We start from the raw sequence: 14179 nt of genomic DNA on the forward strand, positions 1-14179 counted from the left end.
ATAATCAAAATCTATTGTCAAATAAATTTATATAATTACAAATTATGTAAATAAACATAATTTAAAGCATAAATTTGTAAAGAAAAAAAACAAAAACATAATAATTATGGAAAACAATTCAAATTCAGATGGAGGAGGAAAATGTCCTTTTTCTGGTGCTGTAACAAAACAAACAGCTGGTAATGGTACAAGAAATAGTGATTGGTGGCCAAATCAGTTAAAATTAAATATTCTTCGTCAACATTCAGAATTATCCAATCCAATGGGTGAAGATTTTAATTATGCTGAAGCATTTAAAAGTGTTGATTACGAAGCTTTAAAACAAGATATCGTTAACTTAATGACCAATTCTCAAGATTGGTGGCCTGCAGATTACGGACATTATGGTCCATTTTTTATTCGTATGGCTTGGCATGCAGCAGGAACGTATCGTATTGGTGATGGTCGTGGTGGTGCTGGATCAGGACAACAACGTTTTGAACCACTTAACAGTTGGCCAGACAATGGGAATTTAGACAAGGCCCGTTTATTATTATGGCCAATTAAACAAAAATATGGAAATAAAATTTCTTGGGCTGATTTAATGGTTTTAGCTGGAAACTGTGCGTTAGAATCTATGGGATTCAAAACGTTTGGTTTTGGTGGAGGCCGCGCTGATGTTTGGGAACCAGAACAAGATATTTACTGGGGTTCTGAAAGTGATTGGTTAGGAAATAAAAGATATCAAGGTGAGCGTGAATTAGAAAATCCGTTAGCAGCGGTTCAAATGGGATTAATTTATGTAAACCCAGAAGGCCCAGATGGAAACCCCGATCCTCTAGCTTCGGCAAGAGATATTCGTGAAACGTTTGCGAGAATGGCCATGAATGATGAAGAAACGGTTGCATTAACTGCAGGCGGACATACATTCGGGAAAGCACACGGTGCGGCAGATCCTGGAGAATTTGTTGGACCAGAACCTGCTGGTGCTCCAATTGAAGAACAAAGTCGCGGGTGGAAAAATTCATTTGGTACAGGTGTTGGAAATGATACCATTACAAGTGGAATTGAAGGTGCATGGACGCCAAATCCAACGCAATGGGACAATGATTATTTCAACGTATTATTGGGTTACGAATGGGAATTAACCAAAAGTCCAGCTGGTGCACAACAATGGACACCGACAGCAGCTTCGAATGCAAAAATGGCGCCAACTGCTGGAGATGCTTCAAAATCTCAAAGATTAATGATGACAACTGCAGATATGGCTATGAAAATGGATCCTATATATGCTAAAATTTCTAAACGTTTTCATGAAAATCCAGAGGAATTTGCTGATGCTTTTGCAAGAGCGTGGTTCAAATTAACACATAGAGATATGGGTCCAAAATCTTTATACCTAGGACCAGAAGTACCTCAAGAAGAATTGATTTGGCAAGATCCAATTCCGGCTGTAACACATAAATTAATTGATGAAAACGACATCGCAATTTTAAAAACTAAAATTGCAGAATCTGGACTTTCTATTTCTGAAATGGTTGCAACGGCATGGGCATCCGCTTCTACTTTCCGAAACTCAGATAAACGTGGTGGAGCAAACGGAGCAAGAATTAGCTTAGCACCACAAAAAAATTGGGAAGCAAACAATCCTGCGCAATTATCAAAAGTATTAGCTACTTTAGAGAATATTAAAAATGGATTTAATAGTGCTCAATTCGATGGTAAACGTGTTTCTTTAGCTGATTTAATAGTTTTAGCAGGTGCTGTTGGAATTGAAAAAGGAGCTAAAAACGCAAATCATGATATTAAGGTACCATTTAAACCAGGCAGAAATGATGCTACTCAAGAACAAACAGATGTTGAATCTTTTGCGGTATTAGAACCAGAAGCAGATGGTTTCAGAAATTATATGAAAACGCAATACACGGTTTCCGCAGAAGAGATGTTAGTAGATAAAGCACAATTAATGACATTAACTACCTCCGAAATGACAGTTTTAGTTGGTGGATTACGTGTATTGAACGCGAATTACAACCATTCTAAACACGGAGTTTTTACTAATAATCCTGAAACATTATCCAATGATTTCTTTGTGAATTTATTAGATTTAAATACTTCTTGGAAAGCATCTTCTAATGATGCTGGCATTTTTGAAGGAAGAAATCGCAAAACTGGCGAATTAACATGGACAGGAACTAGAGTAGATTTAATTTTCGGTTCGAATTCAGAATTAAGAGCATTAGCTGAAGTGTATGCTTCTTCAGATGCCAGTCAAAAATTCGCAACTGATTTTGTAAAAGCTTGGGATAAAGTGATGAATTTAGACCGATTTGACATCGCAAAATAATCAAAATCAATATTTTATATTAAAGGTGGTTTGGAAACAAATTGCCTTTTTTTTATTTATTTGTATTGTGCTTATATTCTTTCGTAATACATAGCTTTTACTACACCATCGGCTAATCCAATTTTTGGTACATATATATGATTGGCACCGCTCCATCGCATCGCACTTAAATATATGGAAAGTGCTGGAATAATTACATCGGCACGGTCAGTATTTAAACCTAATTCGGAAATTCTTTGTTCGTATGTTAAAGCGTTTATATGATCAAATTGTGATTTTAAATACTTATAAGTCAATGGTTTATCTTGCGTTTTACCAGACAACTTAAATGATTTATTGATATTTCCACCAAATCCAATCATAATAATATTATTCATGCCTTCTGTATTGGTTTTTATCCATTTTTCAATTTCTTGCCAAACCACTTCGTTAACCATATTATTTAGCATACGAACAGTTCCGTTTTTGAATGATTTAGAAACCAGCATTTTTCCGTCTGAGAACAAAGAAAACTCCGTGCTACCGCCACCTACATCCACATAAAGATAATTTTCATTTGTATTTATAAAGTGATGTAGATCAGATGAGGCAATAATTGCAGCTTCATTTTTACCATCAATAATTTCAATTTTTATATCTGTTTTTTTCTTTATGATTTCAACAACTTCTTTAGCATTGTATGCTTCACGCATGGCAGAGGTGGCACAAGCCATAAATTTTTCAACTTTATATACCTTCATTAATAATTTAAATGCGTGCATCGCATCAATCATTCTGTCAATATTTTCTTCTGAAATTTCACCTACTGTAAAGGCATCTTGCCCTAAACGAATAGGGACACGTATTAAGGCACTTTTATTAAATTGTACTTCTTTACCCTTTTGTTCAATAATATTTGTAATTAATAACCGCATCGCATTGGAACCAATATCTATTGCAGCATATTTTTTAATTTGAATCATTAATGTGTTTATAAAGTTTCTGGTAGTATTACTTCTAATTTATTTTGATAGTGCTTATACATTTCTTGTTGGGCTCTAAATACTTTGTCTTCGCCACGTTTCCTGTATAAATTTTCAAATTTATCTGAATGTAAACGTGCTTTTACATTGGCTTTCCATCCAATTTCAAAAGTATCAATTAAATCTTGTTTAATTTCTTGATCGTAAATTGGACATGTTACTTCAACTCGTGCATCAATATTTCTAGTCATAAAATCTGCAGAAGAAATAAATACTTCCGGATTTTCATTATTTCCAAAAATAAAAACACGTGAATGTTCTAAAAAATTATCAACGATACTAATTGCTTCAATATTTTCGCTATAATTTTTTAAACCGGGAACCAAACAACAAATGCCTCTTATTATCAATTTAATTTTAACTCCACCGTTACTTGCTTCGTATAATTTATCTATCATTTTATAATCTGATAAACTATTCATTTTTAAATTAATGTAAGCAGGTAAACCTTCGGAAGCATTTTTAATTTCTCTATCAATCAATTTTATAAAACGAGAACGCGTATAATGTGGGGATACAATTAAATGTTTGTAACGATGTACCCTATAATTCACTTCAAAAAAGTCAAAAACTCTTGACATGTCTTTTAAAATTTTTGAATCACTTGTAAACAAGGTAACATCGGTATAAATTCTTGCCGAAGCTTCACTAAAATTACCTGTTGAAACAAAACCATATCTTTTAATTTCATCCTCTTCTAAACGTTCTACTAAACAAATTTTGCTATGTACTTTTAAACCTTTGACTCCAAATATTAAATTAATTCCTTCTTCCTGCATTTGTTCTGCATATGATATGTTACTTGCTTCATCAAAACGAGCTTGTAATTCAATTTGAACGGTAACTTTCTTACCATTTTTAGCCGCGTTGATAAGCGAACTTACAATTTGAGAATTTTTAGACAATCGGTATAACGTAATCTTTATAGATTGCACTTTAGGGTCTAAAGCAGCTTCTCTTAAAAACCGAATGACGTAAGAGAAAGTTTGATATGGCGCGTGCAACAAATAATCTTTTTCTTTAATACTTTGCAACATTCCTCCATCCAAACTTAAACCTTGAATAGGGAGTGGAACATTTTGTTTGTACAACAAATCGTATCGTCCAAGGTTTGGAAAATCCATATAATCTCTTCGGTTATGATATCTTCCACCAGGAATTATTGAATCGGAACTATCAATTTTCATTCTATTAAGAAAAAACTCTAACGTATCTTTATCAATTGCTTGATCATACACAAATCGAACAGGCTCTCCAACTCTACGCTCTTTTACACTAAAAGAAATTTTCTCAATTAAACTCTTACTTAAATCGGAATCAAACTCCAATTGGGCATCACGAGTAATTTTTATCATGTGCGCGTCAATACTTTCATAATCGAAAATATTAAAAATATGATCTAAACTATATCGAATTACATCATCTAGTAAAATAATATATTGTTTGTCTGAATTAGAAGGTAAAACAACAAATCGGTTAATTGTTTTTGGAATTTCTACAATGGCATATTTGATTTCTTTATCATTTAATAATTGAGAAATAAATCCCGATTTGGTATTATTCATTACCAATTTTACTGCTAAATATCCTGAAGTATCTTTAATTAAAGGAAACTCAACTAAATCATTTAACATAATGGTAACTAATTCCGGGCTGACTTTTTGAATGAAAAAGTCTTTAATAAAAGCTTCTTGGTCTTTATTTATTTGCTTTTCATTAATGATATAAATTCCTTGTTTTTCAAGTTTTTTTTCAATATCATTTAATATTCGTAGACTTTCGGATTGATGTTCTATTACAATTTCTGTAATATCTTTCAGTAACTGTTCAGCAGAAATATCGCCCAACATTGGTTTAGTATCAATTTTTTCTAATGTCATTCTTCGAATTGCAGCATATCGAACACGGAAAAACTCATCTAAATTATTTGAAAAAATACCTAAGAATCTCAATCTATCTAATAACGGTACGTTTTCGTCTGCAGCTTCTTGCAACACTCTAGCATTAAAGGCTAACCAGCTTTTTTCTCTGTCAATGTATGGGTTCATTCTAAACTTTGATTCTTATTAATTTTGAAAAGTAATTTTTCTTTATGAATTGATTTTTTTAAATATTTTTTACTATAAAATAAAACCAAATTTAGTTATAAAGGTACCATTTTCATATTTAATTAACAAAAATTGATGAAAATATAACATTTACAAATTTAGTAATTTATTAATAAAATTATAATAAACCAAAACAGCATCAAAACGAGTTTTAATGCTGTTTAAATACTTTTAAATTAGGTACTAAATCTTAATACCAGGGGGTAATAACTGATGAAATTTTTTATTTTTTCTAAAAAAAGAAACAATTTTTGTGTTTGTGGGAACGACTTTAAATTTGCGTTCCTGAGCTATATCTAAAACAGAAGAAATAAATTGATTTACTTTATCCTCTTGTTCGTTTTCACTGGCACAAAGCTTTGTTAAAAATATTTTTCGCTCTTGTATGGCGTATTCAATTGTTAATAGTCCACAAGCGGTTTTCGTTTCAAATTGTCTTAATAATTCATTGTCTTTAATTTCCTCAACTAGCATAAATTTGGGTTTTAAATACTAACAAATCTTAATTGTTTGTTAAAATGTCTGCAAATTTACAAAAAAATAAAGACAAATCAAGTAGTAAACAAATGAAAATCATAACAATAGAAAATTATTTGTTAAATTAATATTTTTATTTCGAAAAAAGAAACCCAATTAAAATTAATATTATAATTTTAAGGCACGAAATCATCAAACTAATGTCGAAAATACAAGTTTACTTTGTTCCTGGTTTAGCCGCAAGCATAGCTATCTTCGAAAATATAAAATTGCCTAAGGAACAATTTGAAATGTATTATTTAGAATGGATTTTGCCTATTTATAATGAGACCTTACAATGCTATGCAAAAAGAATGTGTGAAAAAGTGAAGCATGAAAATTGCGTTTTAATTGGTGTGTCTTTTGGTGGAATAATGGTTCAAGAAATGTCTGAAATAATTAAAACAAAAAAAGTTATCATTATTTCAAGTGTAAAAAGCAACCAGGAATTGCCAATTCATATGAAATTAGCCAAGGCTACAAAATTATATAAAGCAATACCTACCAGCCTTTTAGGGCAAGTGAATTATTTATCAAGATACATAAAAGGCAGAGGTGTACTTGCTAAAAGAGTAAAATTATACAATAAATATCTATTTATGAAACAAACTAACTATTTAGATTGGGCAATTGAAAATGTTTTACTTTGGCAAAGAAGTGTTCCTGATGAAAAAGTAATACACATTCACGGTGATGAGGATATGGTTTTTCCTATTTCTAATATTAAAAATTGTATTGTTGTAAAGGGTGGAACGCATATCATGATTGTAAATAAATACAAATGGTTGAATAAAAATTTACCTCATTTAATATTAGATTAAACAAAAAAATATTTAAAGTTACCATGATTATAAGGGATATTACTAAAATTACAGACTTATGAAACACCAAAATAAAACTATTTTATTATTCGCACTATTTATAATTTGCGGGTTTTTAATTTATGCTAGTTCCTACCAAAACGTACCTAAAAAAAATCATGTAGAATATCCAAGTGAAATGGATTTTTGTGGAGAAAAAGTTCCAACCAATCAAGCAGATGTAAAAGAACGTTTAGATAGAGAAATGTTAGTAAATATTAATTTAAATGCTTCAACTGCTATTTTAATTAAAAGAGCCAATAAAGTGTTCCCAATAATCGAACCTATATTAGCAAAATATAATGTTCCTAATGATTTTAAATATTTAGCCGTAATTGAAAGCGGCTTAATTAATGCAATTTCCCCATCTGGTGCAAAAGGTGTTTGGCAATTTATGCCAGCAACAGCTAAAGAAAGTAATTTGGAAGTATCAGAACAAGTAGACGAACGCTATCATATTGAAAAATCAACACAAGCAGCTTGTGAATATTTAATTAAAGCTAAAAATAAATTCGGAAATTGGACCATAGCTGCCGCATCTTACAATGGCGGTATGACTGGATTACAAAATCACATTACTTTTCAACAAACTTCAGATTATTATAGTTTATGGCTATCCGATGAAACCTCTCGTTATGTTTTCAGAATTTTAGCTTTGAAAGAAATTATGAAAAATCCAGAAAAATATGGCTATTTAATTCCAAAAGAAGCCTTATACCCAAAAATTAATACAAAAAAAATATTGGTAGACTCTACTATTACAAATTTGTCTACATTTGCTATGAGTCAAGGAATTAACTATAAAATTTTAAAAACACATAACCAATGGTTGCGTGATAAAAAATTAGTTAATCCAACAAAAAAAATATACGAAATTGAAATTCCAATTGAAGGATATAATAAATAAAAATGAAAAGAAAAATGACCCTACAAATAATATTGTCTTTAATTCTTATTGGAGTTTTAGCAGGAGTACTTAGCGGATTGGTTGGCGTGGGTGGCGGCATAATTATGGTGCCATTATTAGTCATGTTTTTCGGATTTAATCAGCACCAAGCACAAGGCACGAGTTTAGCTGTATTAGCAGTACCCGTTACAGCTGTTGCGGTTTTCAATTACTATAAAGAAGGACAAATTAATGTAAAATACGCCGCAATTATTGCTGTTTTTTTTGTTGTAGGTAGTATTTTTGGAAGTAAATTTGCTTTAACATTAGACCAAAAATTGTTAAAGAAAATTTTTGCCGTAGTATTACTTGTTATTGCAGGAAAAATGTTGTTAGACAAATAATCTAAATTACATTGAAAAGTAAAAAAATTGTAATTTCGGGTATAAATATGGTAGAAGGTGGTATATTTACTATTCTTCACAATGCCTTACAAGAACTTTCTAAACATATTGAAAACAAGGAAGTTGAAGTTATCGCTTTGGTTCATGACGCCTCAAAATTTCAATTTTCAAATATTACAATAATTGAGATGCCACTTTCAAAAAAATCTTGGTGGTTTCGTTTGTATTACGAGTATTTTTATTTTAAAAAATTATCAAAACAAGTACAACCTGACATTTGGTTTTCCCTACACGATACTACGCCAAATGTGGTAGCAAAAAAACAATTTGTATATTGCCATCATCCTACAACATTATTTAAACCTACTTGGAGAGATTGGAAATTTAATTACAAAATTGGCGTTTTTTCCGTTTTGTACGATAGGCTATTCCAATTTAATATTACTAAAAATCATACTGTTTTTGTACAGCAACATTGGATAAAAGAAGTATTTGAAAAGCGATTCAACCCTACAAATATAAAAGTTGCCACTCCAGAATATGTGGAGGAAATTACTTCAGAAAAATACAATTTTGAAGCCAATAAAATTCATTTTTTCTATCCAAGTTTTCCAAGAAGCTATAAAAATCATGAAATAATATTAGAAGCAATAAAAGTTTTGCCTAAAAATATTTTAGCACAAACCCAATTTCATTTCACCACCATAAAAGATAATAAAGAAAAATATGCCCAATTTTTAATTAAAAAATATGGCGATTTAAAAAATGTTCAATTTTATAGTAAAGTAAAAAGAAGTCATTTACTTTCAATGTATAATGCTATGGATTGTTTACTATTTCCATCAAAAATAGAAACATGGGGATTGCCAATTTCAGAGGCAAAAGCATACAACAAGCCGATGTTTTTGGCTAATTTACCTTATGCCAAAGAAGCTTGTGGCAATTATGAAAAAGTAACTTTTTTTGATGAAAATAGCGCTTCTGATTTAGCAAAACTGATTACTGAATTTGTAGAAGGTAATCATACGTTTCAAGGAAATACTTCACCTTTTGACACAAGTAAAGATTTACAAAACTGGAATGAAGTATTCCAATATATATTAAACGATTAATATGTCTTTTTTCACTGTCATAATTCCGCTTTACAACAAAGAAAAGTATATTGAAAATGCTATAAAAAGTGTTTTAAATCAGACTTTTACAGATTTCGAATTAGTAATTATTGACGATTTTTCTTCAGATAAAAGTGCTGCAATTGCCGCAACATTTGAATCAGAAAAAGTACAATTAATTTATCATAAAAAAAATTGTGGCTTATCTGCGTCAAGAAATACTGGAATTAAAAAAGCAAATTCTAATTATATAACGTTTTTAGATGCTGATGATTTATGGAAACCTACTTTTTTAGAAAGTATCTTTCAATTAATTCAAAATTTTCCAGAAGCGAGAATTTTTGCAACAAATTATGAAGAAGTTTGGGATGCCGTAATTAAAAATCCTTGCAATGGTTCTGAAATTTTACCAAAAGATTTTACAGGGTATATCAACTTTTTCAAAATAAATATAAAACAAGGGATTTATAATCATGGTTCCGTTTGTTTTCATAAAGAAGTATTTGAAAAGGTTGGTTTTTATAATGAAAAAATAAATTTTTCTGAAGATTTAGATTTCAACATTAGAGCTAATTACAATTTTAAACTGGCATATACTAACTCGGTTCAAATGCGTTATTTTATGCAAACTGAAAACCAACTTACACAGAGTTCATTATTAAACAAAAATATTCCTGATTTTGATAGTTATGAAAATTGGGCAAAAACGAATTCGGATATAAAAAAATACCTCGATTTCGAACGATATGTTTTAGGAAAACGCTTAAAGAAAAATAACGATTTGCGTTGGAAAAAAATGATCGCAACTATTGATTCAAGAAACTTAAATTGGAAACAAAATGTTCTTATAAAAATGCCAAGTTTTGTTTTAAATACAGTAGATAAATTGAAGTTTCTTTTATTAAAATTAGGTATAAAAACAAGTACGTATTGATTTTTTTACTGAATTAAATAATTACTCTTTTATATTGCTCAAATAATCCTTATAACTTCTAATATAATCGTTTTCCGAAAATTCTTCAGAAGCCAACACCAAACAAACCGAACCTGAAGAAAAGTTTTCCAATTCTCTCCAAATGTTGTTTTCAATTAGCAAACCTTTGTCGGGTCTATTTAAAGTAATAATTTCTTTGGATTTTCCATTCTTCAAAACCACATCAAAACTTCCCGAAATTGCAATTAAAACTTGTTTTAGTTTCTTATGTGCATGTCCACCTCGTTTAGCGCCACTTGGCACATCAAACAAATAATACACCCTTTTTACATCAAAAGGAATCGTATCATTTTCAATAACACCAATATTTCCTTTTGTGTTGTTAATTTTTGGAATATCTATGAGTTTATAATTCATTAATTTTTATTTTTTAAATACGTTCAACCATTCATTACCAATAGTTTCTATACTAAACTGTTTTACACTCGATAATGCATTTTCTTTACAATGTAAATATAATTTATTATCTAAAATAAATAAGTTCATTGCTTCAATTAGTTTTTCTTTATTGTAGTTTTCAACCAAAATACCATTCTCTCTATTTTTTATTATCTCCCTTGGTCCTGAATTAAAATCCCAAGAAACAATAGGTAATCTACAACACAAAGCTTCAATAATTACCATCGGAAAACCTTCAAATTTACTTGCCATAACTAAAAAAAGTGCATTTTTATAATATTTAAATGGGTTAGAAACAAAACCTTCAAAAATGATATGATCTTCCAAGTTTAACTTTTTTGATAAATTAATTAAATCTTTTTTTAAATCTCCATCACCTAAAATAACAAGCTTAATGTTATTTAACGGCAATATTGATTTAGAATATGACTCAATAATTACATCAAATTGTTTTACATTATTTTTGTGCATTCTGCCAGCCGCTAATATAAAATCAAATTTGAAATCAAAAAACTCATTAGATTCGAATGCTATCTTATTAAAATTCAATGGATTATAAATAAGACCTATATTTTTAAATCCATAATCGGTTGTTACTTTTTGTTGAATAGCTTTAGAAACCGAAATAAATTTAGCACAATTTAAATACAACAATTTTGATAAAAGCTTACTTTTATTAAAATAATGTTCTAAATGATAATTGTGAATGGTTTGAATGAATTTCGGATAAATTAAGTTGTGAATAATCAATTCTTGTAAAAAATACTCTTTTGTTCTAAAGTCAATTACGTAATCAAAATGATTATTCATAAAGAATTTCTTCAAAGCAAAAAAGCGTTTGCATCTACTCCACCAACTGTTTCTTTTATCTTTCAAATGTTCTAAATGAAACAGTTTACCTGCATAATTATATTCAATTCTGCCTGAAAAAACAACGTGATACACTTCAATACCTTGACTTTCGAAGTACAATGATAAATCTGCTGCAACTCTTTCTGCACCCCCATCTGAAAGTGTTACGGTAACAAAACAAATTTTTAATCTGTGAGATTTTTGAGTCAAAAGATATAGTTTTTAACAAATATAAAAATATTCAAGAAACTACGGCTGTCATTCTTTAAATTTATAAATACTTTGTATATTTGAGCAACAATAAAAGGATTTCAATGACGTTTATTAAAACTACGGAGCAAGCATCAAAATACGAACATTTAGAAAAAATGTCTGTTTGTGAATTGCTTTCTAATATTAATAGTGAAGACAAAACAGTGCCTTTAGCTGTTGAAAAAGCATTACCACAAATTGAAGTATTAGCGACGCAAGTTATTTCTAAAATGAAATTAGGTGGACGTTTATTTTATATAGGAGCTGGTACTTCTGGTCGATTAGGTGTAGTAGATGCAAGTGAGTGTCCGCCAACTTTTGGTGTAGATTTTGATACCGTTATCGGAATTATTGCAGGTGGAGATACTGCAATTAGAAAAGCAGTTGAGTTTGCTGAAGATAATAAAAACCAAGCCTGGATTGACTTACAAGCCTGGAATATTAATGAAAACGATGTTGTAATTGGTATAGCCGCTTCTGGAACAACTCCTTATGTTATTGGTGGTTTACAAAAATGCAATGAAAACCGTATTACTACAGGAAGTATTAGTTGCAATGCAAATAGTCCGCTTTCGCAAACAGCAAATTACCCAATTGATGTAATTGTAGGCCCCGAATTTGTTACTGGTAGCAGCAGAATGAAAGCAGGAACTGCACAGAAATTAGTATTAAATATGATTTCTACAACTACTATGATTGCACTTGGAAAAGTAAAAGGCAACAAAATGGTAGACATGCAATTAAGTAATGATAAATTAATTGACAGAGGCATACGAATGATAATGGAAGAAATTCCTGTAACATATGAAATAGGAGAAAAGTTACTACAAAAGTATGGAAGTGTTAGAAAAGCTGTTGATTTTTATATTAGCCAAAAATAAATATAACATGTCTATAAATAAAACAATATTAAACAAAGGACTTCGCGTATTATTAGGTTCGCTGCCCACACTTTTTGTAGGTGTGTTTATCTTGAATAGTAGCTTTAAAAATCAAAATCATCCTTTATTTATTTATGTTGCAATTTTAGGAATTATTATTTGTGGTTTTTCCGTTTATTTGATGTTTAAAGGAATAAATACGATAATGAAAAGCATGTTTGAAAAATAAAAAATGAGAAAGATACTATTCCTACTTACTATAACACTTGTTTCTTGTTACAATCAAGAAAGAAAGTGTACCGATTTTAAAACCGGAAAATTTACTTCAGAAACCACTTTTGATGGCAAAAAATTAACCAGTACCTTTGAAAGAAATGATTCTATTCAAATTGAAAACTACAATCAAGTTATTGATACTTTTACAATACGCTGGATTAATGATTGTGAATATATTTTAGAAAATATGAAACCAAAGAACAGAGCAGAAAAAAAAGCCGTTCATGTTAAAATACTAAATACCAAAGACTTAAAATATAATTTTGAATATTCATTTGTTGGCGATGCAAAAAAACAATTTGGTTCTGTAACTAAATTATAATTTTCTACGTAAAATATAAGCGTATCTTAAAATACACTAAATTCTAAAAATAAAATCTATACCTAATCAAATGGAAATATTAACCAACCCAGACGCTTGGATTGCCCTACTAACATTAACTTTTTTAGAAATTATACTTGGAATTGATAATATTGTATTTTTATCAATAGTATCCGGTAAACTAGAAGAAAAAGACCAACCAAAAGCCAGAAGAATTGGTTTGCTATTAGCGATGGCTTTCCGAATTATATTGCTTTTTGGGATTTCTTGGGTTATGAGCTTAAAAAAATCGTTTTTCGATTTCGATTTAGGGTTTTTATCAGGAGAAATATCTGGACAAAGCATAATTATTTTTGGTGGTGGTTTGTTTTTATTATACAAATCTGTTTCCGAAATACATCACAAACTTGAAGGTGAAGAAGAAGGAACTAATGGAAAAGCCAGTAATACATTAGGAGCCGCCATTTTACAAATTGCTTTATTAAATATAGTTTTCTCTTTTGATAGTATTTTAACAGCGATTGGTTTAGTAAGTGCTGTAGAGCCACCGGTTGGATTTGGTGCAGCTGGTGCCATAGAAATTATGATTATGGCCATCATTATTTCAATAATAATTATGATGATTTTTGCAGGACCTGTTAGTAAATTCGTAAACAATCACCCAACCATACAAATTTTAGGTTTATCGTTCTTAATTTTAATTGGTGTCATGCTTTTAGCAGAAGGATCACACTTAGCTAACTTTAAATTCTTTGGTGGTGAAACCGTTAATAGTATTCCAAAAGGGTATTTATACTTCTCTATTTTCTTCTCGTTATTTGTAGAGTTTTTAAATCTGAAAATGAAGAAAAACAGCAGTAAACCTGTAGTTTTATACAATAGTAAAATTATGGATGAGAAATTAAAAGATGCTGATGTAACGAATTAAATAATATAAAAACCTGACAAGTTTCAAACTCTTGTCAGGTT

At 30.0% G+C, this 14179-nt stretch carries 15 protein-coding genes; 10 read left to right on the plus strand and 5 right to left on the minus strand.

The genetic code is table 11. From position 1 onward, the window contains the following. The first annotated feature begins 106 nt into the window (after positions 1–106). Complete coding sequence (katG, locus tag ABWP60_RS02390; protein WP_353147983.1) at positions 107–2326, plus strand: catalase/peroxidase HPI; 2220 nt, start codon at positions 107–109, stop codon at positions 2324–2326. A 71-nt stretch (positions 2327–2397) separates the two neighbouring features. Here the strand turns inward: katG and ABWP60_RS02395 are convergent, their stop codons facing one another. From ABWP60_RS02395 to ABWP60_RS02405, 3 genes are all read right to left on the minus strand, one after another. After that, complete coding sequence (locus tag ABWP60_RS02395) at positions 2398–3288, minus strand: Ppx/GppA phosphatase family protein (RefSeq protein ID WP_353147986.1); 891 nt, start codon at positions 3286–3288, stop codon at positions 2398–2400. An 8-nt stretch (positions 3289–3296) separates the two neighbouring features. Further along, entirely contained in the window at positions 3297–5396 is a 2100-nt protein-coding gene (ppk1, locus tag ABWP60_RS02400) for a polyphosphate kinase 1 (RefSeq protein WP_353147988.1), read from the minus strand. 243 nt (positions 5397–5639) lie between these two features. Then, positions 5640–5930: an N-acetyltransferase gene (locus ABWP60_RS02405; RefSeq protein ID WP_353147991.1), complete on the minus strand. Its 291-nt coding sequence runs from the start codon at positions 5928–5930 to the stop codon at positions 5640–5642. Positions 5931–6133: 203 nt separating this feature from the next. Between ABWP60_RS02405 and ABWP60_RS02410 the strand changes: the two genes are divergently transcribed. The 5 genes from ABWP60_RS02410 to ABWP60_RS02430 are packed head-to-tail and all read left to right on the plus strand — an operon-like array spanning position 6134 to position 10168. Beyond that, positions 6134–6793: an alpha/beta hydrolase gene (locus tag ABWP60_RS02410; RefSeq protein ID WP_353147994.1), complete on the plus strand. Its 660-nt coding sequence runs from the start codon at positions 6134–6136 to the stop codon at positions 6791–6793. A gap of 58 nt (positions 6794–6851) precedes the next feature. Beyond that, positions 6852–7739, plus strand: a complete 888-nt coding sequence (locus ABWP60_RS02415) for a lytic transglycosylase domain-containing protein (protein WP_353148001.1) — start codon at positions 6852–6854, stop codon at positions 7737–7739. 14 nt (positions 7740–7753) lie between these two features. Beyond that, on the plus strand, positions 7754–8122 hold the full coding sequence (locus ABWP60_RS02420; RefSeq protein ID WP_353148003.1) for a sulfite exporter TauE/SafE family protein: 369 nt from the start codon (positions 7754–7756) through the stop codon (positions 8120–8122). Between the two features lie 11 nt (positions 8123–8133). Further along, on the plus strand, positions 8134–9234 hold the full coding sequence (locus ABWP60_RS02425; protein WP_353148006.1) for a glycosyltransferase: 1101 nt from the start codon (positions 8134–8136) through the stop codon (positions 9232–9234). Between the two features lies 1 nt (position 9235). Further along, a complete protein-coding gene (locus ABWP60_RS02430) occupies positions 9236–10168 on the plus strand; it encodes a glycosyltransferase family 2 protein (protein WP_353148008.1) in 933 nt (310 codons plus the stop codon). A 21-nt stretch (positions 10169–10189) separates the two neighbouring features. Here the strand turns inward: ABWP60_RS02430 and ABWP60_RS02435 are convergent, their stop codons facing one another. Both ABWP60_RS02435 and ABWP60_RS02440 read right to left on the minus strand, forming a co-directional pair. Next, positions 10190–10585, minus strand: a complete 396-nt coding sequence (locus ABWP60_RS02435; protein ID WP_353148010.1) for a sugar 3,4-ketoisomerase — start codon at positions 10583–10585, stop codon at positions 10190–10192. A gap of 6 nt (positions 10586–10591) precedes the next feature. Beyond that, positions 10592–11689, minus strand: a complete 1098-nt coding sequence (locus tag ABWP60_RS02440) for a glycosyltransferase (RefSeq protein ID WP_353148012.1) — start codon at positions 11687–11689, stop codon at positions 10592–10594. Positions 11690–11793: 104 nt separating this feature from the next. Here ABWP60_RS02440 and murQ point away from each other — a divergent pair, with 104 nt between their 5' ends. The 4 genes from murQ to ABWP60_RS02460 all read left to right on the plus strand — a co-directional run bounded on the left by murQ (position 11794) and on the right by ABWP60_RS02460 (position 14138). Beyond that, positions 11794–12612, plus strand: a complete 819-nt coding sequence (gene murQ / locus ABWP60_RS02445) for an N-acetylmuramic acid 6-phosphate etherase (RefSeq protein WP_353148014.1) — start codon at positions 11794–11796, stop codon at positions 12610–12612. Between the two features lie 7 nt (positions 12613–12619). After that, entirely contained in the window at positions 12620–12841 is a 222-nt protein-coding gene (locus tag ABWP60_RS02450; RefSeq protein WP_353148016.1) for a DUF6095 family protein, read from the plus strand. A gap of 3 nt (positions 12842–12844) precedes the next feature. Continuing rightward, entirely contained in the window at positions 12845–13210 is a 366-nt protein-coding gene (locus ABWP60_RS02455; RefSeq protein ID WP_353148018.1) for a DNA topoisomerase IV, read from the plus strand. A 70-nt stretch (positions 13211–13280) separates the two neighbouring features. After that, positions 13281–14138 carry a TerC family protein gene (locus tag ABWP60_RS02460; protein ID WP_353148020.1) on the plus strand — a complete coding sequence of 286 codons (858 nt, stop codon included), beginning with the start codon at positions 13281–13283 and terminating at the stop codon, positions 14136–14138. Positions 14139–14179 lie beyond the last annotated feature (41 nt).

Source organism: Flavobacterium sp. (genome assembly GCF_040402895.1).
GTDB lineage: Bacteria > Bacteroidota > Bacteroidia > Flavobacteriales > Flavobacteriaceae > Flavobacterium.

Bases quoted from the DNA above. Each gene is read 5' to 3' on its own strand.
- katG (WP_353147983.1), top strand. From the start codon at position 107: ATGGAAAACAATTCAAATTCAGATGGAGGAGGAAAATGTCCTTTTTCT.
- ABWP60_RS02395 (WP_353147986.1), bottom strand. From the start codon at position 3,288: ATGATTCAAATTAAAAAATATGCTGCAATAGATATTGGTTCCAATGCG.
- ppk1 (WP_353147988.1), bottom strand. From the start codon at position 5,396: ATGAACCCATACATTGACAGAGAAAAAAGCTGGTTAGCCTTTAATGCT.
- ABWP60_RS02405 (WP_353147991.1), bottom strand. From the start codon at position 5,930: ATGCTAGTTGAGGAAATTAAAGACAATGAATTATTAAGACAATTTGAA.
- ABWP60_RS02410 (WP_353147994.1), top strand. From the start codon at position 6,134: ATGTCGAAAATACAAGTTTACTTTGTTCCTGGTTTAGCCGCAAGCATA.
- ABWP60_RS02415 (WP_353148001.1), top strand. From the start codon at position 6,852: ATGAAACACCAAAATAAAACTATTTTATTATTCGCACTATTTATAATT.
- ABWP60_RS02420 (WP_353148003.1), top strand. From the start codon at position 7,754: ATGACCCTACAAATAATATTGTCTTTAATTCTTATTGGAGTTTTAGCA.
- ABWP60_RS02430 (WP_353148008.1), top strand. From the start codon at position 9,236: ATGTCTTTTTTCACTGTCATAATTCCGCTTTACAACAAAGAAAAGTAT.
- ABWP60_RS02435 (WP_353148010.1), bottom strand. From the start codon at position 10,585: ATGAATTATAAACTCATAGATATTCCAAAAATTAACAACACAAAAGGA.
- murQ (WP_353148014.1), top strand. From the start codon at position 11,794: ATGACGTTTATTAAAACTACGGAGCAAGCATCAAAATACGAACATTTA.
- ABWP60_RS02450 (WP_353148016.1), top strand. From the start codon at position 12,620: ATGTCTATAAATAAAACAATATTAAACAAAGGACTTCGCGTATTATTA.
- ABWP60_RS02455 (WP_353148018.1), top strand. From the start codon at position 12,845: ATGAGAAAGATACTATTCCTACTTACTATAACACTTGTTTCTTGTTAC.
- ABWP60_RS02460 (WP_353148020.1), top strand. From the start codon at position 13,281: ATGGAAATATTAACCAACCCAGACGCTTGGATTGCCCTACTAACATTA.